Origin of the sequence: Terribacillus saccharophilus (genome assembly GCF_046592595.1) — a bacterium.
Lineage (GTDB): Bacteria > Bacillota > Bacilli > Bacillales > Amphibacillaceae > Terribacillus > Terribacillus saccharophilus_C.
Genome location: NZ_JAWVPF010000002.1, coordinates 101,408 through 124,747 on the forward strand (window position 1 = coordinate 101,408; position 23,340 = coordinate 124,747).

Below are 23,340 nucleotides of genomic sequence, written 5' to 3' on the forward strand. Positions count from 1 at the left end.
TCATAATGCTGATACAGGGAGGAATGAAAAATGGACGGATTCTACTTTTTTTGGGCTACGTGGATCAGCTGGATCTTGGTAACCTTTTTCATGCGCCATTCATTGGCACGGACGCTTTTTGCATTTGCTATACTGCTGACCATTTCATTATCAGGTTTTTCTTTCAGTTTTGCCGGCCATCGGATTTTTGCCACCGTTTTTCTGCTTGCTGTCATTGGCTACCTATTTATCTTTGCGAGTAAGCGAGTGGGACGCGGAACATTTGGAAGTATCTGCTTGGGGATCGCTTATGCGGGGATGCTGCTTTGGGAGCTGACAAACCCCGTCGCACTGCTTATTCCGCGTGTTCTTCTGTTCTCACTGACATTATTTGTCCTGGTCCTTTATCTGACTCGGAATTTCCATTTGCAGCTAGGAATCAGCTGCCTGGGCTTTGCCCTGGGGGAAGTGGTCTATCTTCTGCTATTGGATATATATGGCCTTAAGCAAGCTGCTGGCAGCTTTAAAGCAATGGATGTACTTGGAACAGTACTGCTATTAATAATCTCGGCAAAGCTGCTAGGTATGCTGCGAAAGTATCTGCGAAATAAGTCGAAATGGACTCCAGGAAGAACATGATGTCGAAAAATATTGTTTCCCTATGGCGCTTTTGCTAGAATAAAACAGTTAGGTTGCAACAAGAGAACCAGCATATAAAGGAAAGTAGGAAAGGATGTTCCTTTCATGAGGAAATCAGTAGTTGCCATTGTAGGCAGACCAAACGTAGGTAAATCAACCATATTCAACCGTCTGGCCGGGGAAAGGATCTCCATTGTGGAAGATACACCTGGTGTGACACGTGACAGAATTTATACGGAAGCTGAATGGCTGAACCAGCCATTTAACATAATTGACACCGGCGGTATCGAAATCGGAGATGCACCATTTCTAGTGGAAATCCGTGAACAGGCAGAACTTGCCATTGCAGAGGCGGATGTCATCATCTTTATGGTGAATGGCCGTGAAGGTATCACAGGAGCGGACGAAGAAGTTGCGAAAATTTTATTCCGTTCCAATAAGCCAGTCGTACTGGCAGTCAATAAAGTGGACAACCCGGAAATGCGGGATCAAATTTATGAGTTTTACAGCCTTGGGTTTGGGGAGCCATTCCCTATTTCTGGTACGCATGGTTTAGGACTTGGTGATTTGCTTGACGCAACTGTCCAGCATTTCCCAGAGCGTGCCGAAATGCAGGAAGACGAAGAAACAATTCATTTCAGCTTGATCGGCAGACCGAATGTCGGTAAATCGTCGCTTGTTAATGCCCTGCTTAACCAAGAACGGGTAATCGTAAGTGATGTTGCAGGTACGACACGTGATGCAGTCGATTCCACTTTCACAAGAGAAGGACAAGACTTTGTCATCATTGACACTGCAGGTATGCGAAAACGCGGTAAAGTATATGAAACAACAGAAAAATACAGCATTCTCCGTGCGTTGAAAGCGATTGAGCGATCTGATGTCGTCCTTGTGCTTATCAATGCTGAAGAAGGTATCATCGAACAAGATAAGAAGATTGCCGGGTATGCGCATGATGCTGGTAAAGCAATCGTTATCGTCGTCAATAAATGGGATACCGTAGAATCGGATGAGAAGAAGATGAAGGAATTCACGGATGAAATCCGTGCACATTTCCTTTACTTGGATTATGCACCAATCGTATTCTTGTCTGCTAAGACGAAAAAGCGGATTCATACCCTATTGCCTGCAATTCTTACAGCAAGTGAGAACCATGCAAAACGTATCCAGACTAATGTTTTGAATGACGTGATCATGGATGCCTTGGCAATGAATCCAGCTCCGACATACAAAGGCCAGCGCCTGAAAGTGCTTTATGCTACTCAAGTGGCAGTCAAACCGCCAGCGTTCGCTGTGTTTGTGAATGATCCGGAACTGATGCATTTCTCTTATGTTCGATTCCTGGAAAATAGAATCAGAGAAGCATTCGGATTCACTGGTACACCAATTAAGATTTTCCCTAGAAGAAGATCATAAAAAGGGACGAGGAGGATTTTTATGACACAACAGATAGCAGCAGTGCTCGGTGCCGGCAGCTGGGGGACCGCCCTGGCCATGGTTTTGGCAGACAATGGACATGAGGTGAGGCTCTGGTCTCATAATCCGAATCAAGTAGCTGAAATTAATGAAAAGCGCCAGAACGAGAAATACCTGCCTGGAGTGACACTTCCTGAGGCTATTACTGCTTATGCTGATATAGAAGAGGCAGTACGTGATGCGGCTGCTGTCATCCTCGTCGTACCTGCAAAAGCAACACGCGAAGTGGCAGCAAAGCTTGCAGGACACATCCCTGCTGGAGCTGTTATTGCGCATGCAACGAAGGGAATAGAGCCAAAAACAAGTAAACGTGTTTCCCAGATGATCGAGGAAGAACTGGAGCATGTCACACATCGTCCGGTCGTCGTTTTGTCAGGTCCAAGCCATGCAGAGGAAGTGGCAAAACGGCAGCCGACGACGCTAAGCGCCTCTTCTGTCGCAATGGAAGAAGCCAAGAAGGTACAAGAACTGTTCATGAACGAAAACTTCCGTGTTTACACGATCACGGATATGGTCGGCGTGGAACTTGGCGGTTCCTTGAAGAATATCATTGCCTTAGGTGCGGGTATCTCAGATGGACTAGGGTACGGGGATAATGCAAAAGCTGCATTGATTACCAGGGGGCTCGCTGAAATTGCCCGTCTTGGGACAAAGCTCGGAGCGAATCCGCTAACATTCATTGGCTTATCCGGTATGGGAGATCTTATTGTGACGTGTACGAGTGTCCATAGCCGCAACTGGCGAACTGGTAATATGCTCGGTAAAGGCATGACACTGGATGAAGCACTTGCCCAGATGGGGATGGCTGTGGAAGGTGTTCGAACAACGGAAGCCGTGGCTGAGCTTGCTGACAAAGCTGGTGTCGAAATGCCGATTACCAAAGGTATCAATCAGGTTCTTTTCCATGGTGCGAAAGCGAAGGATATCGTGGATCAGCTTATGACACGTTTGCCGAAGCATGAAATGGATGATCTTCAAGATGTGCTGAATGCCCGCTAACATTTTTTCACTCCTTGCATATACTGTTTCGTAGCTAATCTGCAAGGAGGAATGAACGTGGCAGACTTTCAAAAGAACTTGATTGATCAGATTCAGAAAAAATCGAATGTGAAGGCTGATGACATCTACAAGGTAGCCAACTCTGTTAAAAGTGCGAACTTCCAAGACGAAGCAACGGTGCGCGGCTTGGTGAAGCAATTGGCAGCAATGGCTGGCAAACCGCTTACTCAGGCGAAAGAAGATAAAATCGTCAAAGCGATCATCGGCAATAATATGCCGACTGATATGAACACGCTAAGCAAATTATTCAAAAACTAACTGCGGCAATTGGGCAGAACAACTTACCATCCCTTGCCCTTTACGCATAAACTAACTCGCACCAGCATATTTTTCTAGGTTGCCTTGGGTATATTTAGTCTATTTCAAGAAGAAGCATCTGCTTCTTCTTTTTTTATTGGCATGATCCCCGTCTGCAGTGCATAGATTATCCGCAGAGGGCAATATGCTGTTCGTCCTTTCCTGCAAAACCGCCCTTTGATGCCAGCAGGCAAGGAATCCATTATTTCTAGCATATTTGGATAGGACAACATCATAAACTGCTAGTGTATGTAGCTAAGACTGTCCATGCATCGAAAGTAGATCGGGAGGGGATCTTTTGGAAAGAGTAGATATTTTTAAAGATATCTCGAAGCGGACAAACGGCGATATCTACCTTGGGGTGGTAGGGGCTGTCCGAACTGGGAAATCGACATTTATCAAGAAGTTCATGGAATTGGTTGTCCTGCCTAACATGGAGGATGAAGCAGAGCGGGCGCGAGCACAGGATGAACTGCCGCAAAGCGCAGCAGGTCGGACGATCATGACGACAGAACCAAAATTCGTTCCGAACAACGCTGTCTCCCTTCAAGTGGACGAAGGTCTGGAAGTGAGTGTCCGGGTCGTCGATTGTGTAGGATATACAGTGGCTGGCGCGAAAGGCTTCGAAGATGAAAACGGACCGCGTATGATCAATACACCGTGGTATGAGGAACCTATCCCATTCCATGATGCTGCAGAGATTGGTACCCGAAAAGTGATCCAGGAGCACAGCACCATTGGTGTTGTCGTGACAACTGACGGTTCAATCGGTGAAATTCCGCGTACTGACTATGTGGAGCCGGAAGAGCGTGTTGTATCTGAACTGAAGGAAGTTGGGAAGCCATTCATCATGGTGATCAATTCCGTCACACCACATAACCAAAACACCGAGCTGCTTCGTCAGGAATTGAGTGAAAAATACGATATCCCAGTACTCGCGATGAGCGTTGAAAGCATGACAGAACATGATGTATACAACGTGCTGCGGGAGTCCCTGTATGAGTTCCCGGTCCTGGAAGTGAACGTTAATTTGCCAAGCTGGGTGATGGTACTCAAGGAAGACCATTGGCTTCGTTCCAACTACCAGGCAGCCATCCAGGAAACGGTCAAAGATATCAAACGGCTTCGTGATGTTGATCGTGTTGTGGGATACTTTGATGAATATGACTATATCGCAAGAGCAAATCTAGCAGGAATGGAACTGGGCGAAGGAGTGGCAGAAATAGATTTACATGCTCCAGACGCTTTGTACGATCAAGTGTTGAAAGAAATTGTCGGTGAAGAGATTCGCGGGAAAGATCACTTGCTGCAGCTAATGCAGGATTTCTCCCATGCGAAACGTGAATATGACCAAGTATCCGATGCATTGCATATGGTAAAACAGACAGGCTATGGTATCGCGGCCCCAAGTCTTCAGGATATGGCTTTGGATGAACCTGAAATCATCCGGCAAGGCTCCCGCTTCGGCGTTAGGCTGAAAGCTGTTGCACCAAGTATCCACATGATCAAAGTAGATGTCCATTCTGAATTTGCGCCTATCATTGGCACAGAAAAACAAAGCGAAGAGCTGGTTCGTTACTTGATGCAGGACTTCGAGGAAGATCCGCTTTCAATCTGGGATTCAGACATCTTCGGCCGTTCCCTTAACAGCATCGTGAGAGAGGGTATTCAAGGAAAGATCAGCTTGATGCCGGAAAATGCCAGATATAAATTGAAAGAAACACTGGAAAGAATCATCAATGAAGGATCGGGCGGTTTAATTGCGATCATTCTATGAGCGGCAAATGAGCCGCTTTATTTTTTTTGACAAAAATTATGCTGAAATGCGATAAATTTAAGGATTTCTGGCGTTTTGTGTTGAATTATGCCGCTAAGTCGTTTATTATAAGCGTTGATATCGCAACATGAGCGGTATTGATAGGTATAAAACCTATCTTTATGGTGAACAAATGATAGCACATGCTATTGTCTTACTGTTCAAGGTAATGTCAGGGAGGTGTAAGTATGAACAAAACAGATCTTATCAATACTGTTGCTGAGAAAAGCGATCTTTCTAAAAAGGATGCTACGAAAGCTGTTGACGCGGTTTTCGATTCAATCATGGATTCTCTTAAACAAGGTGACAAAGTACAATTGATCGGTTTCGGTAACTTCGAAGTACGCGAGCGCGCTGCACGTAAAGGCCGTAACCCGCAGACTGGGAAAGAAATCGAAATCCCGGCGAGCAAAGTGCCAGCGTTCAAAGCCGGCAAGGCCCTTAAGGATAACGTGAAGTAATTACATATGGGCTGTGATGAGGGGTGCCTGAGTATATCAGGTGTCCCTCATTTTTATTTGAAAAGCGTGCAGACAAGACGAAATAGGACTTGCTATGCTATAATACTTTTTATACAGTTTGAAATACGAAAAAGGGCGCAGGTGATTGTTTTGTCCTATGCATCCATGGAAGAGCTACACACACTACGAAATAAAATAGAGAAGCGCATGCAGCAGACTTATCTGGACGAGAATACGGAAGCGCCATTCTTGGACGAAAATAAGCTGCTGCTATTGCAGACGCTATTTGGTCAAACGAACCTGCCCGATAAGCAGCAGACTGACTATACGATCACCATTATGCTGATCCAGATGGCGCTGGATACGCACGATAAAGTGATTGTTACTACAAAAACTGACGAGACAGCTGATGAACGGAAGAACCGACAGCTGACTGTATTGGCTGGTACTTATTACAGTGCGTTATATTATCAGATACTTGCTGGACTGGAAGATATCGATATGGTCGCTTTATTAGCTACCAGCATCAAGGAAATCAATGAACAGAAGATGTCACTCCATTATGACGCGGCAACTTCCGAAGCATTTTTTAAGAAGCTCGGACGGCTGGAGGGCTGCTTGTTCCGAACAGCAGCTTCCCGCTTTATTGATACAGCAACACTTGATCCAGTGGATGACTATTGCTTGATAAGCAGACTGCAGCAGGAAGTCAGAGAAGAAAATCAGACAACTTTGCTTAAGAAGCTTTCTGCAATCATCGAAATGGAGAAGAGCGGACTGACTGTGATGCAAGTGATACAGCAGGAGATAGAAGCTGCCAAATGCAGGCTTCAAGCAAAGCTGGATACACTGCCGCCAGCTTTTGCTAAGCTATCCCGCAAGCTGCTGCTTCAGGGGAATCGGCAGGAAGAGTTATTTCTGGAAGAAGGGTAATTATGGCACAAGAAACGAAAGAACAGCGTGTACATCACGTTTTCGAAAAGATATATGACCGCTATGATTTTATGAACTCTGTCATTTCCTTCAGGCGTCACCGTGCTTGGAGACGGAGTGTGATGAAGAAAATGCAGGTGCAGCCAGGGGACACAGCATTAGATGTTTGCTGTGGAACTGGTGATTGGTCCTTTTCGCTTGCTAAGGCTGTTGGTCCGCAAGGGCGAGTGACAGGTCTTGATTTCAGCAAGAATATGCTCTCAGTAGCAGAAAAGAAAAACACGGAAAAATCAATCGATCAGCTATCGTTTACGTGGGGAAATGCGATGGAGCTGCCGTTTGAGGATAATTCTTTTGATTTCGTGACCATTGGCTTCGGCCTGCGCAATGTTCCTGATTATCTCCAAGTACTGAAGGAGATGTATCGAGTGGTCAAGCCTGGTGGCAAGGTGGTTTGCCTGGAAACATCACAGCCGACAATGATCGGTTTCAAACAAGTATATTATTTTTATTTCAAACGAATCATGCCAGTTTTAGGTAAGCTTCTGGCGAAAAGTTATGATGAATACAGCTGGCTGCAGGAGTCTGCAAAGGATTTCCCAGGGAAGAAGGAGCTTCGCAGCCTTTTCCAGCAAGCTGGATTGACGAATGTGAAGATTAAAACATATACAGGCGGCGTAGCAGCTATGCATATGGGAGAAAAGCCGGCGGTCAGGGACTGACTGGCAAAATGTCTGGACGGATGAAGGTGACGTGAATGAAATTACCGATGATCTACTCATATTTAAAAAAAGACCTGGACAGAATCGAGGATGCAATGACGAACACGATTCGCGCAGAGCATCCTGTCCTGGAGGATGCGTCGGTACAGCTTCTCCGAGCAGGCGGCAAGCGGATCCGGCCGGTTTTCGTTTTGCTGAGCGGTAAGTTCGGTACGTATGAATTGCCCCGGATCCAAACGGTGGCCGTCGCACTCGAACTGATCCATATGGCTTCACTAGTTCACGACGACGTCATTGACGATGCGGAACTCCGTAGAGGAAAACCGACCGTAAAGGCAAAATGGGATAACAAGGTGGCCATGTATGCGGGTGATTATATCTTTGCTCGTTCCCTGGAATACCTTTCCAAGCTCGAGGAACCAAGGGCGCACAAGATTCTTGCTCATACGATTGTCGAGCTTTGTATCGGTGAAGTGGAACAGATTCGGGATAAATACCGAATTGAACAGCATTTGAAGGATTATCTCCGGCGTATACGCCGTAAGACAGCGATACTTATAGCTGCAAGCGCACGGCTTGGTGCTATTGCATCCGGTGCATCGCTGGAGCATGAGCGGGCATTGTATCGGTACGGTTATTATGTTGGTATGAGTTATCAGATCATAGATGATGTACTCGATTTCACTGCATCCGAAGCTGATTTGGGCAAGCCGGCTGGCGGCGATTTACTGCAAGGTAACGTGACGCTTCCTGCGTTGCTTGCATGCGAAGATCGCTTCTTCAAAGAGCGGCTTACGCAAGCATTTCGAAATCCCGAAACCTTGGATCAGGAAACTTTGCAGCCATTTATCCAGCACATAAAAGCTTCAGACAGCATCAAGCGATCGTTGGAAATCAGTGACCGCTACTTACAGAAAGCATATCAGGAATTGGATAAATTGCCGCCAACAAGAGATCGTAATACACTGAAACAAATTGCTAGACATATTGGTAAGCGCAGCTCCTGATTGTAAAACGCTTACATAACTGGTATGATGACAGTAAAGTTCACAAAAGGGAGCTGGATTTATTATGGAAAAAACATTTTTGATGGTTAAGCCGGATGGCGTACAACGTGGATTGATTGGGGAAATCGTTACAAGATTTGAGAAGAAAGGCTTAAAGCTTTTGGCAGGTAAGATAATGGTCGTGACAGAAGAACAAGCCAAGACACATTACATAGAACATGAAAGCAAACCTTTCTTCGGTTCATTGATCAGCTATATCACATCTGGTCCGGTATTTGCAATGGTTTGGGAAGGTAAAGACAGCGTTGCGCTTACAAGAAGTATGATTGGAGCGACTAAGCCAACAGATGCAGCGCCAGGTACAATCAGAGGTGATTACGCAGTAGAAATGAGCCGTAACCTTATCCATGGTTCCGACAGTGCAGAAAGCGCTGAGCGGGAAATCGCAAATATGTTTAAAGCCGATGAATTGGTTTCTTATGAACAAGCAACTGCGAAATGGCTATATGAATAAATAAAAATGCAGGCATGTATGCCTGCATTTTTTATTTATTTTCTTCTACCATCCCCCCCTCATATACAGTAAAATAGAACTAGATACATATAGACAGGGGAAAAAGACGTGGCCGCAGATTATGATTACTTTGTACAGCAAATCAAAGCAAATACGGGTATCGATTTATCTCAATATAAAGAAGCTCAGATGCTAAGGCGTTTGACGACGCTTCGCGAAAAGAAAGGCTTTAAGGATTTCAAAGCGTATTTTCAGGCAATCAAAGGCGATACAGCTCTGTTGGACGAGTTCCTTGATCGAATGACCATTAATGTTTCTGAATTCTACCGTAACTATCAGCGGTGGGAAGTGCTGGAGCGACGCATCCTTCCCGAATTGCTTAAGAAAAAGAAGCCGCTTAAAATATGGAGTGCCGCTTGTTCTACTGGCGAAGAGCCGTACACTTTAGCAATTCTACTGGATCGTTATGCGAAAGGGACTTCGTATACCATTCATGCAACTGACTTAGATCAGCGCGTGCTGGAAACTGCTAAAATCGGGAAGTACAATGAAAGAGCATTGAAAGAAATGCCAGCAGCAATCAAATCTGCTTATTTCAATCAAGATGGGTCTGTATTCCAAATAAAAGATGAATTGAAACAGCATATCCAATTCAAGCAGCACAATTTACTGGCGGATGCTTATGATACGAATTACGATTTGATTATTTGCCGAAATGTGCTTATTTACTTCACGGAAGAAGCGAAGGCAGATATCTATCATAAATTCAGTAAATCACTGGCACATAATAGCTATCTATTTGTCGGCAGTACGGAGCAGATTTTCAATCCGAATGTTTACGGCTTAGGCGCTGTCGATACATTTTTCTATCAAAAACAAAAAACAGACTAGGATATCTCCTAGTCTGTTTTCTTATTCCTTAATCCGTATAATCTTGGATATATGTCGATTGACGAATGCCGGCAGGAAAAAAGAAATGGCGAATACTAAAGTAAAAGCGATAACCCATGCACGCAGCCAGTTTGAAATCTGGAAAGCATGTAATCCTGAGTTAACAGCTGTTAAAGTAAAAGAAATGATGGCGGTCATGATGGCAGCAGTAACAGCACCACAAAGAGCCCGGTGAATTTTTGAATTGACAATCATGTTCGTACTCCTTTTGTAACTAATCTCCAATAATTATATATTATCTTCAAAAGTTGTCAAATGGATTAAATGACGTATAATGAGGCTAAAGCTGCAAGGAGGGGGCAATATTCTGAATGGATGAAATTGATTATAAGCTGCTTCTGCAGATGGCTGTCACGATTGGTGACGCAGCTAAAATCACTGATATCCCAATTAGAAAGCTCAGATACTGGGAAGATAAAGGATATATCGATAGGGCAGAGGAAAAGACAAATACTACAAGACGATTCGATTATTATATGATCAAGAAGATAGTCCTTATGAAGGAATTGCTGGAAGACGGTTATACCGTGGAGGCCGCCTCTAATAAAGCGGAAGACCGCCTGAGCACACTGCGTCGCTTATTAGAAGAACGCAGCAGGAAATATCTCTAAGTTACAGCTCAAAATATTGTCAGAATAGTTCCCACTTAAGAAACAAGTTATGTTATAGTAAATAAAATTACAAAGAACAGAGACAACGGAGGAATATACATGCGCTACTTAACTGCAGGTGAATCACATGGTAAACAGCTTACAACAATTGTAGAAGGTGTTCCTTCCTATTTACCGTTGACTACCGATGACATCAACGCTTCCTTGCTTGAAAGGCAGAAAGGCCATGGCCGCGGTAAGCGAATGCAGATTGAAAAGGATTTGGTCGACATTGTAGGCGGTGTCCGTCATGGTTATACACTAGGTTCGCCTATCGCACTTGTTATACATAATGATGATTTTAAGCATTGGATAGACGTTATGGGTGAGGACCCAGTCGAAGACCCGCAATCTGTTCGTCGAATCGTCTCACGGCCAAGACCCGGGCACGCAGATTTAAATGGAGCCTTGAAATACGGCCATCGCGACATGCGGAATGTATTGGAGCGTTCATCAGCCCGCGAAACTGCAGCGCGCGTTGCAGCTGGAGCTGTAGCTAAAAAGCTTCTAGCTGAATTGGATATCCATATTGTCGGTTATACAAAAGAGATTGCCGGTATTAAAGCAGTCGAGTTCCCGGACTATACATATGAAGAAAGAGACAGTATCTCGAAAGCATCTTCTGTACGCTGCCTAGATCCTCAGGCAGAAGAACAGATGGTAAATGCCATTGACCAGGCAAAAAAAGATGGAGATTCAATCGGCGGTGTCGTGGAAGTTTATGTAGAAGGACTGCCAGCAGGTATCGGTTCTTATGTTCACTATGACCGAAAGCTTGATGGACGTATTGCGGGAGCTGTAGCGAGCATCAATGCTTTCAAAGGTGTGGAATTCGGCATCGGCTTTGAAGCTGCCAGACTTCCAGGAAGTCAAGTGCATGATGAAATTGCATGGGACAAAGAAAATGGCTATTACCGCAAAACGAACCGCCTGGGCGGCTTGGAAGGCGGTATGACAACAGGCATGCCTCTTATTGTCAAAGGTGTGATGAAACCAATCCCGACGCTTTATAAACCGCTTCAGAGTGTGGATATAGAGACAAAGGAGCCGTTCAATGCTAGCATCGAGCGTTCTGATAGCTGTGCAGTTCCAGCAGCAGCTCTTGTAATGGAGCATGTAGTGGCATTCGAGATTGCAAAGGCAATTTTGGAACAATTCCCGAATGATCAGTTTCCAAAGCTACAGGAAGCGATCAAAAACTACCGGGAAGAAATCCGGGTGTTTTAATGGAACAGATCACAGTAAAAGCAAGTCAGTCCAGCTATAAAGTATCTGTCGGTGCGGGTATCAGACATAAGTTATCTGAGTTCTTGCCCAAGTCCTACCAAAACGTATTTATAGTAACCGATACGAGCATCGCTCCTCATTATTTGGATGATTATGTTTTTTCACTTCTGCCTGATGCGAAGATAACGAAGAAAATCATCGAGCCAGGCGAAGCAGCGAAAAGCAAGGATGTCTATTTCGACATATTGGATAGTATGTTCGAAGCAGAGCTCGATCGGAAGGCGCTTGTCCTGGCTTTAGGCGGAGGCGTAATTGGAGACTTAGCAGGATTTGTGGCGAGTACATATATGCGCGGGATAGATTTCGTTCAGTTACCGACAACGATTCTTGCCCATGATTCGAGTGTGGGCGGTAAGGTTGCAATCAACCATGAAACTGGGAAAAACCTGATCGGGAGCTTTTACCCGCCAGTTGCTGTTGTCTATGATGTCGACACAATTACCACACTTCCGGAAAAGGAAGTACGAAGCGGCTATGCGGAGCTGATTAAAGAAGCGTATATAGGGAACGCTGATTTCCTTGACCAGCTGCTTGCAAGGGAAAAACTCGACAAAGAGAATCAAGATCTGCTGATTAAGGATTTATCTTTGGGAATACAGGTAAAAACGAAGATCGTTGAGGCAGATGAAAAAGAAAATGATTTGCGCAAGTTTTTGAATTTGGGCCATACTCTCGGTCACGCTATTGAAGCTGAAGCAGGCTACGGTACATTTACACACGGAGAAGCAGTTGCTCTTGGCATGCTCTTTGCTTTGGAATTGAGTGAGAAACGATTCGGGGCAGATTTGCGTCTAGATGAGTTCCGCAGCTGGATGGAACGAAACGATTATCCTATGCAATTACCTGACCTTTCTTCTGAAAGACTAGTTAAAAGAATGCAAATGGATAAGAAATCGGAGAACAAAGAGGTTCACATGGTGCTGCTTCGTGATATCGCAGAGCCTGTGACGGAAAAGGTTGATCATGATACGCTTCATGATGCTGTTGTATCATTCCTTGAGAGGATGAGCAGACCATGATAAGAGGATTCAGAGGAGCAACAACTGTAGCCAAGAACGATGAACAGCAAATTATCGAAGCAACAGCAGCTATGCTGGATGAAATGGTCTCAAAGAATGCAATAGAACCTGAGGATGTTGTTCAAGTGCTTGTTTCTGCAACTCCTGATTTGACTAAGACATTTCCGGCAAAGGCATTGCGCGTTTTTCGTGATGATTGGACATACGTACCAGTCATGTGTATGCAGGAACTGGCGATTGAAGGCGGTTTGCAGAAATGTATCCGGGTGATGCTGACAGCACGCACTGATTTGGCGCAGCAGGACATTCATCACGTTTATCACGAGGAAGCAATTAAGTTACGTCCCGACTTAAAGGAGGAGCATCAATGAGAGCAAAACAGATCTTGAATGAATTGACAGCTTACAAACCAGGAAAACCGATGGAAGAGGTCCGGAAAGAATTTGGGTTGGATCGGATCGTAAAACTCGCATCCAATGAAAATCCATACGGCTTTTCAGCTAAAGTGAAAGAGGCTCTGCCGACATTTGCGGATGAACAGGAAATCTATCCGGATGGATATGGGACAGCATTGAAAGAGAAATTGGCAGAGCGCTTTGGTGTAGGTTTGGATCAAATTGTTCTCGGAGCAGGCTCAGATGAAATCATCATGATGCTTTGCCGTACATTCCTCGCACCTGGTTTGAATACGGTAATGGCACATCCATCTTTCTCTCAATATCCGCATCATGCTTTGATTGAAGGAGCAGAGGTCCGAGCTATCGAAACAAAGGATGGGTTCCACGACCTTCCGGCTATGCTAGAAGCAATCGACGAGAAGACAGGCATTGTTTGGCTATGTACGCCGAATAATCCAACGGGGAACCATATTGCCAAAGCAGACTTTGAAAACTTCCTTCGCCAAGTGCCAAAAGATGTTCTGGTAGTAGCGGATGAGGCTTATGTCGAGTTTTTGGAAACAAATGATTACTTTGACACACTAGCTGCTTTGAGCGACTACCCGAATCTGATTACGCTTCGTACTTTCTCTAAAGCGTATGGATTGGCTGCATTGCGCGTTGGTTACGGTATCGGTCATCCGGAAGTTATCCATAAAATCAACGTTGTAAGAAGTCCGTTCAATAATACGACGATTGCACAAAAGGCAGCGATTGTAGCACTTGACGACCAGGAGTTCATCAAGGATTCCATCGCTAAGAACAATAAAGTGAAACATAGCTTCCTGGCATTTTGTGATGCTCACCAGATCAAATATTATGAGTCTCACACAAACTTCGTGTTACTATACGATCTGCCTGTAAGCGGAGATGCTGTCTTCCAGCATATGCTCTCCAAAGGCTTTATCATCCGTTCCGGCGACGCTCTTGGTATTCCGAACAGCGTGCGAATCACAATCGGTAATGAAAAAGACATGACTGAATTCACAGTATTGCTTGATCAATTCTTGACTAGCGTGAAAGAAAGCTAAGATGGAGACGGTCGTTATCGCGGGACTAGGTTTGATCGGCGGCTCGCTTGCCCGTAATATCCAAATGCACAAGCAAGTTCACCTTATTGGAGTGGATCAAAGGGAAAGTACATTGGAGTATGCTTTAAAGCATGAGATCATTGATGAAGCGTCATCTTCTTTCCAAGAAGCTGCACGTAAGGCAGATATTATTATACTTGCAGCACCAGTTTCCAAGTCTGTCGAACTTCTTCAAGAACTTGATGGTATGAAGCTGGATAAAGATGTACTTGTAACCGATGTATCCTCAGTTAAAGGCCCGATTTTCAAGCAGGCTGCTTCACTTCAGTCCGATAAAGTCTTCTTCGTTGGCGGCCACCCAATGGCAGGTTCCCATAAACATGGAATCGAGGCTTCCAAAGCGCATTTGTTTGAGAATGCCATTTATGTCCTTACACCTGTGCAGCGCGCGAAAGAAAGTGACATCAAGCGGGTGGAAAACCTGCTTGATGGAACCAAAAGCACCTTTATCACATTATCAGCAGAAGAGCATGATGAGATGACGGGAGTTGTATCTCATTTCCCGCATTTGATTGCATCCGCTCTGGTGCAGCAGGCAAAGAAGTGGGAAGCAAAACATAGTTTCCTGCCGAAGCTTGCTGCAGGCGGGTTCCGTGACATTACCCGGATTGCCTCGAGCAATCCGGGTATGTGGCAGGATATCTTCTTTCAGAACAAAGAGAAAATGGGGGTCCTGCTTGACGACTGGATTGAGGAAATGCAGGCATTCAGAAAGCTATTGGCCGAAGACCAGGGACAGCAGATCCATACTTATCTGGAAGAAGCAAAGCAATACCGGGATGGTCTGGAACCTCGGAAAAAAGGTGCAATACCAGGCTATTATGATTTGTATGTCGATATTACTGACCGGCCGGGAGCATTACAAAAAGTACTTACCATCGTCGCTGATGCTGGCTTGAGTATTGTAAATATCCAAATACTCGAGCTGCGTGAAGGACTGACAGGAGTTCTTCGTCTCAGCTTTTCAGAACAGAAAATCCAGTTGAAGGCGAAAGGTGTACTAGAAGTTTTTGGATATGAAGTAAAGATAGAAGATTGAAGGTGAAAGCAGTGACAGATGTACGACTCAACCCTACAGCTGAGGGACTTTCCGGCTCAATCACCGTACCTGGTGATAAATCTGTTTCACATCGCAGCATTATTTTCGGTGCTTTGGCTAAAGGAAAAACTACTGTCCGTCATTTCTTGACTGGAGAGGACTGCCTCAGGACAATAGATGCTTTCAGAGCGCTCGGTGTCTCAATTGAACAGAACGGGGACACAGTTATCATTGAAAGCGAGGGGAAAGACAGCTTCACGGAACCGACTGTACCGATTTACTTTGGAAATAGCGGAACGACAGCACGGCTTTTGCTCGGTGTTTTTGCTGCACTGCCATTTCATATAACAGCATATGGAGATGCCTCACTTACGAAAAGGCCGATGGATCGAGTGGCTATTCCTTTGCGTCAGATGGGTGCAAAAATTAATGGGCGTGAACAAGGGAAGTATTTGCCTTTGGCTATTGATGGCCAAAAGCTTTCAGCCCTTACATACCATACTCCAGTCAAAAGTGCACAAGTGAAATCAGCTTTGCTGCTTGCGGGTTTGTTGGCAAATGGCAAAACGCGGATTTCTGAAGATGTCAAGACCAGGGATCATACCGAACAGATGCTGAGAAGTTTCGGGGCGAGCATTGATGTAACAGGAACGACAGTCACGGTCAAAGGCGGCCAGCAGCTCGTCGGCACAGATGTCTATGTTCCAGGAGATATTTCATCGGCTGCTTTCTTCCTGGTTGCGGCATGTCTTGTCCCAGGCAGTGAAATCGTACTGACGAATACAGGTTTGAACGATACCCGAACCGGCATTTTGGATGTGCTGCAGCAAATGGGAGCCGATATGGAAATCAAAGAGCATGACATTCAGGCAGGCGAGCGAATCGGAGATATCACAATACGATACCGGCCTTTGAAAGGAACAGAGATTGGCGGGGACATCATCCCGCGGCTTATCGATGAGCTGCCAATTTTAGCATTGCTGGCAACGCAGGCTGAGGGAGACACAATCATCAAAGATGCAGAGGAACTTCGTTTTAAGGAAACGGACCGAATCGAAGCAATTGCTTCTACACTGCGCAGCTTTGGTGCCGAAGTGGAGTCTACACCGGATGGGATGAGAATTCCTGGAAGTCAATCCCTTACAGGTGCAACTGCTGATTCTTTTGGTGATCACCGGATTGGAATGATGATTGCTATTGCCAGCTTGATTGCAACAGGGGAGACAGTTTTAACTGATGCGGACAGCATCAATATCTCTTACCCTTCATTTTTTGCAGATTTGCGTGCGCTGCAAAATTGAATATGTCTGATTCCCAAACGGGAATCAGACTTTTTTGCTGTTCTAAAGCTATTGCTTTAGGTTACACTGAAGACAGATGGAAAAGCCGAGAGGCGTGTAAATAAAAGGAAGTGTTAAAAATGGAAGAAATAAGAAAAGCAATAACATACATGGAGAATGACCAGCCGCAGGAAGCAGTGGATACATTAGAGGCATATTTACCTGCTGCCAACGAGGAAGAGAAATTCACAATAGCAGAATTATATATGCAATGGGGTATGCATGAAGAAGCAAAAGCAGTCCTGCTTCAGCTGGAGCAAATGTTCCCGGATGAGATGGAGCTCAAAATGATGCTTGCTGAACTTTTTATTGATTTGAATGAAGACCAAGAAGCAATCGACAAGCTTGATCAAATTGTTGAGGATGAAGACTATTTTGTACCTGCCCAAATGCAGCTTGCTGATTTGTACGAAGCACAAGGTTTATTCGAAGTTGCTGAACAAAAATTGCTGGCAGCAAAACGATTTGATCCTTCCGAGCCAGTTATCGATTTGGCATTAGGGGAGCTGGCTTTATCGACTGCGTCTTATTTAAAAGCAATCACTTATTATGAAAAAGTATACGAAAAACAAACTGTCATGGGTGATATCGATATCGCACTCCGCCTTGCAGAAGCGTATGCAGCTACTGGTGAATTTGAGAAGGCCTTAACTTACTATCAAGAAACAGATGTCGACGATGTGGAACAACTGTTCAGCTTTGGATTTACTGCTTTCAAGTTATCCAGATATGACATTGCCATCAGTACTTGGGAAAAGCTGCTGAAAGAGGAAGCGGATTATCTCTCTGTCTATGAGTATCTTGCCAAAGCCTATGAAGAAGAGGGCTTGATGGAGAAGGCCTTCGAAACAGCGGAAAAAGGTTTGTCATTGGATGAGTATAATCAGAAACTCTATTTCACGGCGGGCCGTCTTGCGAGACAGCTCGGTAAAAATGATCGCAGCTACTTCCTTATTCGTCATGCAATTGCACTCGACCCAGGGTATAAAGAAGCAATACTCTATCTGATTGAGAATTTCAAGCTGGATGAAGACCACGAAGCAATCATCGAATTATTGACGCATATCTTGGAAACAGATGAAGAAGATGCAGCATACCGCTGGGAACTTGCGCGTGCCTATAATGAAACTGAAATGTTTGATGAGGCATTAAAGGCATATGGGGAAGCATATACTAACTTCAAAGATGATAGCGATTTTCTAAAAGAATACGGATATTTCCTATTGGAAGAAGGGAGGATGCAAGAGGCTGTCGAAATACTTAAAGAGTATCTTCGTCTGGAGCCATCAGATATCGAAGTAGAAGAAAATATCAACAGGCTCTTGTCTCAATAAATGCATTGAATTGAAATCATTTCGCTTTCTGGGAGGGGGCACATATGAATATTTCCGTTACCATGCAGGATAAGAAGACGTTCATTCGCTGGTTCTTAGATAATTACCAATTGAAGCGCAGGGAAAGTGTCTGGATCTTGAACTACTTGATTAATCATGATTCGTTTCTTGATAATGTGCATTTCATCCGTGAAGCAAGGTTCAGTCCCAGAGGAATCATCATATCCGCCCATTGTTCAGAAGAAGTACCGTTTCGTTTTTATAAGGACAACATCGTCACAACTGACGCAGAGAAATCATTCCATGATATTCGTATGAACAAGAAAGACCCGGTCTATATTCAACTCAATTTCAAGAATTCACATCAAAGCATGGAGTATGTCGCTGTCTTGGAAGACAATCCTTTCTTGCCGGAAGATCATTACGTCACGAAAGAAGACCGACAGCTGGCCACAAAACTTCTTGATGCTTCGCATTTTCAATACAAAAAGAAGAAGTTGCAAGAAGCAATTGATTTGGCTCTTGATAAGAGGGATGAAAATAAGTTCCGTTTACTCAGTGAGGCGATGCGTCAATTGAAAGAAGATGCTCAAGACACAATTGAACACATTTAACTGGATGCGCTGTTAAAGCGCATCTATTTTTTTATCTTTCTATTTATTTTTGCCGATAGACAAGAAATATTCTGCTAAAATAAAGTAACTGCTGCTTGTCCAGAGCAGGTTATATTACATAATAGAAAATACTCCACGAAGGGAAATACACAGAATGTATCGTCTTCTTTTTCATCGTTACAGCATGCTGTTATTGTTTATCATTAATCTTTTTGGAACGATTTATGGATATATGTGGTATGGCTGGCAGCTTGAAATAACGCCAGCGATTTTCCTGCCTTTTGTTCCGGATAGCCCGACGGCCAGTCTCTTCTTTACTATCTTCCTCGGCTTATATCTGATTGGAAGACATAATGGGTATATCGAAGCTCTGGCGGTTGTATCTTTATTTAAGTATGGTATTTGGGCTGTCGTGATGAACCTTCTCACTTTAGCAGTGAATGGTACACTTTCATGGCAAGGATATATGCTGATTGCGTCCCACTTAGCAATGGCTGTCCAAGGCATCTTATATGCACCGCTTTATCGGGTTACGCTGCGGCATTTGGCATTGGCTGCCATTGTCGTTTTGCACAATGATATCATTGATTATGTTTTCGGCATGATGCCGATTTACGGCAATCTGATGGATCACCTTCAAGTGATTGGCTATTTCACTTTCTGGCTGAGCATTGTATCCATCCTGGTCGGCTATTATGCCACACAGCGGAAGTCGCAGATAAACGAAAACAAATAAGGCACATACCGACATATACATACGTTTGCAAGCATAGGCTGTAGGAACATTTAAAAAAGAGGGGATGCTTATGAAAAAGCTGCTTCTCGTCATTGTTCTGACAGCCTCTTTTTTTGTACTTGCCAACCTTGCTGAACTATTGCTGCGGCCGCATACAGAGGCTCTGTCGTCAACTTCCGACAAAACTGGTCAAACGTTTGATCAACAGTTCGAAGCGCTGCCTGCATATCTGTACAGTGTTTCCGTGCCTGAGGAAAACAGTTATGGAACAGGACGATTTTGGGGAATACTTGGTATTAGCGCAAGCATTGTAGGGACACTTGTGTATGTCGGCTATAAGAAGTATCGAGCTGAAAATGACAAAAGTGTGAACAACGATCCTAATAGTTGATTTTTTTCGAATTTTTGACTAAAATTGACCTTAATAAGTTCCAAATACTTTTACGGAGGTATGTATATGTCACTAGGTGCTTATATAATCTATATAGCACTTCTTCTGATTATCCCTTTATGGGCTCAATCGAAGGTTAAAAGCACGTACAAGAAATATTCGAAAGTGGAAACGTCATCTCTAATGACCGGTGCACAGGTCGCAAGAAAGATTTTAGATGATAATGGTATATATGATGTGCAAATCGAAGAAACACGCGGTATGTTGTCTGACCACTATGATCCGCGTCATAAAGTGGTTCGTTTGTCCACAGACAACTATCACGGTCACAGTATGGCAGCAGCAGCGGTTTCTGCCCACGAGGTTGGACACGCAATTCAGCATGCGGAAGGATACGGTTTCCTTAAATTCCGTACTGCACTGGCTCCGGCAGCTGCGTGGGGCAGCAACCTTTCCATGTTCCTTATCATAGCAGGTGCTATCTTTGGATCCCTGCAATTCGTTGGACTTGGTATTGCGTTCTTTGCTATCGCAGTATTGTTCCAGGTTGTTACTTTGCCGGTCGAGTTCAACGCTTCTAACCGTGCGATGACTCAACTGGTTTCAACGGGAATCATCCGGAACGATGAAGAACGTTCCACTAAAAAGGTTTTGAACGCGGCAGCAATGACTTACGTTGCAGCAGCTCTAGTAGCTGTAGCCGAGCTTGTACGCTTCATACTTATGTTCTTTGTCAGCAATAACGAAGATTAAGAAAAGGCATCCCGAGGGATGCCTTTTTTATTGTGCTTTTATGACTTTAATCAATTCTCTTAGGTAGTCGGGCAGATCAGGCGGCCGTCTGCTGCTTACAATATGACCATCTACGATAACTGTTTCGTCATGCCAAATTGCTCCTGCATTTGTCATGTCATCCTTGATTCCAGGAGTGCTTGTGACATGCACGCCGTTTAATATGCCGGCAGAGATCAGTACCCATCCGGCATGGCAGATTTGACCGATGGCTTTCTTATTGGAATGGAAATGCCGGGTAACTTCCAATACGCTCTGATAACGGCGAAGTTTATCTGGGGACCAGCCGCCAGGGACGAGCAATGCATCGTATTGATTCGGATCAATTTCATCAAACGTCAAATCAGAAGTTGCTGGAACCCCATACTTACCTTTATAAACAGTATTTGCTGACTCACCAGCCAAATATACTTCAGCTCCGGCTTCGCGCAGCCGAAGTATTGGGTACCATAATTCCAGATCCTCGAAATCATCACTGACGAACGATAGTATTTTCTTTCCTGTAAGTTCCACGATCTCACCTCTCTCGTTTATTCCTCTTCACTTTACCAATTCAAGTTTCAAAATGCATGCGAAACGTCAATCGGTATGATATGGTTTTTTATTTTCATCCAGTGTAAATCCTTCTCCCATGACATCATGTACCTCGCTAAGGGCGACGAAGGCATGTGGATCAACTGCTGTGATGATTGCTTTGAGTCGGACAATTTCATTCCGTGCGACGACACAATACAATACATCGCGCTTTTCACCAGTAAAACTTCCTCTGCCATCAAGGACAGTCACACCCCGGTCCATTTGTTTCAGTATTTGGTTGGCGATATCGGCACTCTGGCTGGAAATAATGGTTGCACCTCTTGCTGAGTAGGCACCTTCTTGGATAAAGTCGATGACTCTAGCACCAACGAACACAGCAACAAGTGTATACATCCCGCGGATCAGATCAAGATAGGTAAGGACAGACGTAACAATAACAACGGCATCGAAGAGAAACATCGTCCGTCCCATCGTCCAGCCGGCATACTTGTTAGCAAGTCGGGCAATGATGTCGACACCGCCAGTGGTACCTCCAAAACGGAAGATGATACCGAGTCCGACACCGATGAACACACCAGCTAAAAGCGACGCGATCAGCAGATCGTTCCCTAAGTCAATGTTGAAGGAATATGTTTGAAACAAGCGCAGGAACAAGGAAACAGCAACTGTCCCTATAATTGTATAGATAAAAGTGGTTCTGCCCAGGAATTTCCATCCAATCAAGAATAACGGAATATTCAGCACCAGGTTCATTATCGCTGGATCCCAATCGAATTCGAATAGTAAAATCAGGGTTATACCGGTGAAGCCGCCTTCTCCAAGTTTGTTGGCTATATTGAAATGAACGATACCGAACGAAAAAATGGCCGCGCCCAACAAAATGAACAGGATGTTCTTTATACGCAGTCTGAACATATTCTACCTCCTAAGTTGACAATTCCTTCTATATTATAGACAACTATCCTCATCCCTACAAATTTGTCTTATAGGTAAAAACATTTGTCAAAAGCCGTATTTTTAAGCTAACATGGTAATGATATAGCGAAAGGAAGATCGCGCATGAATACTACATATACGACAAAGGAAATCCAAGCACGTGTTGATGCTTATATTTCCCAATTCAAAGAAGGTTATTTTTCACCGCTCAGCATGCTTGCAAGAATGACAGAGGAAGTCGGGGAGCTTGCGAGAGAAGTGAACCATACATATGGCGAAAAGCCGAAAAAAGCCAGTGAAGAGGCTAATACGATAGAAGATGAACTCGGAGATATTATTTTCGTGATGACTTGTTTTGCTAATTCCCTCAATATTGATCTGTCGGAAGCATTTGAGAAATCGATGACGAAATTTGAAACAAGGGATAAAGACAGATGGACGAAGAAGACACAGGAGGATATACATAATGACTAATGAAATGATCAGAATTATAGTAGCAGGACCAAGAGGACGAATGGGATCGGAAGCATTGCAGCTTATCGATCGGACAGCTCATTTTGAGTTGGTTGCAGCTATTGACCGTAAAAATGGAGGGAAACGCATCCGTGATATCGAGGGTTTGCCTGCGAGTGATGCGGTCATCTACGAAGACGCAGCAACGTGTTTGGATGAAGTGGAAGCAGATGTGCTTATCGACTTGACCATTCCAGAAACAGGCTACAAACATATGAAGCTTGCTCTTGAACACGGCGTACGTCCAGTTGTAGGCACTACTGGCTTTACGGAAGAACAAGTACAAGAGCTGGAGAAACTGAGCGAAGAGAAAGGGCTTGGAGCAATCATTGCTCCAAACTTTGCAATTGGCGCTGTGCTTATGATGCAATTCGCCAAACAAGCAGCAAAATACTTCCCCACAGTAGAAATCATCGAAAAGCATCATGATCAGAAACTGGATGCACCAAGCGGTACAGCGTTGAAAACGGCCCAATTGATCCAGGAAGTACGTGAGCCGGCGAAACAAGGACATCCGGATGAGAAAGAAACAATAGCTGGAGCACGCGGTGCAGATTTTGATGGCATGCGCATTCATAGCGTCCGTTTACCGGGCCTTGTCGCACACCAAGAAGTTATTTTCGGTGCACCAGGCGAGCAATTCACACTCAAACACGATAGTCTCAACCGCGCATCCTTTATGTCTGGTGTGGAGCTTGCAGTGGACCGTGTCATGAAGATGGACATACTTGCATACGGATTAGAAAATATATTGGAATGAGGCGATAAAC

The 23,340-nt window shown here is 44.5% G+C and carries 28 protein-coding genes; 25 read left to right on the forward strand and 3 right to left on the reverse strand.

Annotated features, from left to right (window positions below; translation table 11 throughout):
* The first annotated feature begins 30 nt into the window (after positions 1-30).
* The 11 genes from SFC25_RS02975 to SFC25_RS03025 all read left to right on the forward strand — a co-directional run bounded on the left by SFC25_RS02975 (position 31) and on the right by SFC25_RS03025 (position 9,794).
* Positions 31-618: a YphA family membrane protein gene (locus SFC25_RS02975; protein ID WP_411213861.1), complete on the forward strand. Its 588-nt coding sequence runs from the start codon at positions 31-33 to the stop codon at positions 616-618.
* Positions 619-723: 105 nt separating this feature from the next.
* Entirely contained in the window at positions 724-2,034 is a 1,311-nt protein-coding gene (gene der, locus SFC25_RS02980) for a ribosome biogenesis GTPase Der (protein WP_411213862.1), read from the forward strand.
* 21 nt (positions 2,035-2,055) lie between these two features.
* Complete coding sequence (locus SFC25_RS02985) at positions 2,056-3,093, forward strand: NAD(P)H-dependent glycerol-3-phosphate dehydrogenase (RefSeq protein WP_411213863.1); 1,038 nt, start codon at positions 2,056-2,058, stop codon at positions 3,091-3,093.
* A 51-nt stretch (positions 3,094-3,144) separates the two neighbouring features.
* Positions 3,145-3,411, forward strand: a complete 267-nt coding sequence (locus tag SFC25_RS02990) for a stage VI sporulation protein F (protein WP_411213864.1) — start codon at positions 3,145-3,147, stop codon at positions 3,409-3,411.
* A 337-nt stretch (positions 3,412-3,748) separates the two neighbouring features.
* On the forward strand, positions 3,749-5,227 hold the full coding sequence (gene spoIVA, locus SFC25_RS02995) for a stage IV sporulation protein A (protein WP_411213865.1): 1,479 nt from the start codon (positions 3,749-3,751) through the stop codon (positions 5,225-5,227).
* Positions 5,228-5,454: 227 nt separating this feature from the next.
* On the forward strand, positions 5,455-5,727 hold the full coding sequence (locus tag SFC25_RS03000; protein WP_095222655.1) for an HU family DNA-binding protein: 273 nt from the start codon (positions 5,455-5,457) through the stop codon (positions 5,725-5,727).
* 150 nt (positions 5,728-5,877) lie between these two features.
* Positions 5,878-6,660, forward strand: coding sequence for a heptaprenyl diphosphate synthase component 1 (locus SFC25_RS03005; protein ID WP_411213866.1), 783 nt, complete (start codon positions 5,878-5,880; stop codon positions 6,658-6,660).
* 2 nt (positions 6,661-6,662) lie between these two features.
* A complete protein-coding gene (menG, locus tag SFC25_RS03010; RefSeq protein ID WP_411213867.1) occupies positions 6,663-7,382 on the forward strand; it encodes a demethylmenaquinone methyltransferase in 720 nt (239 codons plus the stop codon).
* 35 nt (positions 7,383-7,417) lie between these two features.
* Positions 7,418-8,389, forward strand: a complete 972-nt coding sequence (hepT, locus tag SFC25_RS03015) for a heptaprenyl diphosphate synthase component II (protein ID WP_411213868.1) — start codon at positions 7,418-7,420, stop codon at positions 8,387-8,389.
* A 64-nt stretch (positions 8,390-8,453) separates the two neighbouring features.
* Entirely contained in the window at positions 8,454-8,903 is a 450-nt protein-coding gene (ndk, locus tag SFC25_RS03020; protein ID WP_411213869.1) for a nucleoside-diphosphate kinase, read from the forward strand.
* A gap of 108 nt (positions 8,904-9,011) precedes the next feature.
* Complete coding sequence (locus SFC25_RS03025) at positions 9,012-9,794, forward strand: CheR family methyltransferase (RefSeq protein WP_411213870.1); 783 nt, start codon at positions 9,012-9,014, stop codon at positions 9,792-9,794.
* A 21-nt stretch (positions 9,795-9,815) separates the two neighbouring features.
* Here SFC25_RS03025 and SFC25_RS03030 read toward each other — a convergent pair whose 3' ends face one another.
* On the reverse strand, positions 9,816-10,049 hold the full coding sequence (locus SFC25_RS03030; protein ID WP_411213871.1) for a DUF2798 domain-containing protein: 234 nt from the start codon (positions 10,047-10,049) through the stop codon (positions 9,816-9,818).
* A 116-nt stretch (positions 10,050-10,165) separates the two neighbouring features.
* Here SFC25_RS03030 and SFC25_RS03035 point away from each other — a divergent pair, with 116 nt between their 5' ends.
* From SFC25_RS03035 to SFC25_RS03090, 12 genes are all read left to right on the forward strand, one after another.
* Positions 10,166-10,465 (forward strand): MerR family transcriptional regulator, encoded by a 300-nt coding sequence (locus SFC25_RS03035; protein ID WP_411213872.1) that lies wholly within the window; start codon positions 10,166-10,168, stop codon positions 10,463-10,465.
* A gap of 99 nt (positions 10,466-10,564) precedes the next feature.
* On the forward strand, positions 10,565-11,731 hold the full coding sequence (gene aroC / locus SFC25_RS03040; protein ID WP_411213873.1) for a chorismate synthase: 1,167 nt from the start codon (positions 10,565-10,567) through the stop codon (positions 11,729-11,731).
* Positions 11,731-12,810, forward strand: a complete 1,080-nt coding sequence (gene aroB / locus SFC25_RS03045) for a 3-dehydroquinate synthase (RefSeq protein ID WP_411213874.1) — start codon at positions 11,731-11,733, stop codon at positions 12,808-12,810. Before aroC ends, aroB begins: the two co-directional genes overlap by 1 nt.
* Positions 12,807-13,181, forward strand: a complete 375-nt coding sequence (gene aroH / locus SFC25_RS03050) for a chorismate mutase (RefSeq protein ID WP_411213875.1) — start codon at positions 12,807-12,809, stop codon at positions 13,179-13,181. Before aroB ends, aroH begins: the two co-directional genes overlap by 4 nt.
* Complete coding sequence (gene hisC, locus SFC25_RS03055; protein ID WP_411213876.1) at positions 13,178-14,278, forward strand: histidinol-phosphate transaminase; 1,101 nt, start codon at positions 13,178-13,180, stop codon at positions 14,276-14,278. Before aroH ends, hisC begins: the two co-directional genes overlap by 4 nt.
* Before the next feature lies 1 nt (position 14,279).
* A complete protein-coding gene (locus tag SFC25_RS03060) occupies positions 14,280-15,377 on the forward strand; it encodes a prephenate dehydrogenase (RefSeq protein ID WP_411213877.1) in 1,098 nt (365 codons plus the stop codon).
* 11 nt (positions 15,378-15,388) lie between these two features.
* Positions 15,389-16,678: a 3-phosphoshikimate 1-carboxyvinyltransferase gene (gene aroA / locus SFC25_RS03065; RefSeq protein WP_411214200.1), complete on the forward strand. Its 1,290-nt coding sequence runs from the start codon at positions 15,389-15,391 to the stop codon at positions 16,676-16,678.
* A gap of 119 nt (positions 16,679-16,797) precedes the next feature.
* Positions 16,798-18,051, forward strand: coding sequence for a tetratricopeptide repeat protein (locus SFC25_RS03070; RefSeq protein ID WP_411213878.1), 1,254 nt, complete (start codon positions 16,798-16,800; stop codon positions 18,049-18,051).
* A 44-nt stretch (positions 18,052-18,095) separates the two neighbouring features.
* On the forward strand, positions 18,096-18,665 hold the full coding sequence (locus SFC25_RS03075; protein WP_411213879.1) for a ReoY family proteolytic degradation factor: 570 nt from the start codon (positions 18,096-18,098) through the stop codon (positions 18,663-18,665).
* A gap of 154 nt (positions 18,666-18,819) precedes the next feature.
* On the forward strand, positions 18,820-19,401 hold the full coding sequence (lhaT, locus tag SFC25_RS03080; RefSeq protein ID WP_411213880.1) for a lipoprotein heptaprenylglyceryl N-acetyltransferase LhaT: 582 nt from the start codon (positions 18,820-18,822) through the stop codon (positions 19,399-19,401).
* A gap of 70 nt (positions 19,402-19,471) precedes the next feature.
* Complete coding sequence (locus SFC25_RS03085) at positions 19,472-19,792, forward strand: sporulation protein YpjB (protein ID WP_411213881.1); 321 nt, start codon at positions 19,472-19,474, stop codon at positions 19,790-19,792.
* A 66-nt stretch (positions 19,793-19,858) separates the two neighbouring features.
* Positions 19,859-20,545 (forward strand): zinc metallopeptidase, encoded by a 687-nt coding sequence (locus SFC25_RS03090; protein ID WP_095222671.1) that lies wholly within the window; start codon positions 19,859-19,861, stop codon positions 20,543-20,545.
* A 27-nt stretch (positions 20,546-20,572) separates the two neighbouring features.
* Here SFC25_RS03090 and SFC25_RS03095 read toward each other — a convergent pair whose 3' ends face one another.
* Entirely contained in the window at positions 20,573-21,097 is a 525-nt protein-coding gene (locus SFC25_RS03095) for a type 1 glutamine amidotransferase domain-containing protein (RefSeq protein ID WP_411213882.1), read from the reverse strand.
* A gap of 66 nt (positions 21,098-21,163) precedes the next feature.
* Positions 21,164-22,036: a YitT family protein gene (locus SFC25_RS03100; protein ID WP_411213883.1), complete on the reverse strand. Its 873-nt coding sequence runs from the start codon at positions 22,034-22,036 to the stop codon at positions 21,164-21,166.
* 144 nt (positions 22,037-22,180) lie between these two features.
* On the opposite strand from SFC25_RS03100, the gene SFC25_RS03105 reads away from it, so the two are divergent.
* Both SFC25_RS03105 and dapB read left to right on the forward strand, forming a co-directional pair.
* A complete protein-coding gene (locus SFC25_RS03105; protein WP_411213884.1) occupies positions 22,181-22,531 on the forward strand; it encodes a nucleotide pyrophosphohydrolase in 351 nt (116 codons plus the stop codon).
* Complete coding sequence (gene dapB / locus SFC25_RS03110; protein WP_411213885.1) at positions 22,524-23,330, forward strand: 4-hydroxy-tetrahydrodipicolinate reductase; 807 nt, start codon at positions 22,524-22,526, stop codon at positions 23,328-23,330. The genes SFC25_RS03105 and dapB overlap by 8 nt, the downstream gene beginning before the upstream one ends.
* The last annotated feature ends 10 nt before the right edge of the window (positions 23,331-23,340 follow it).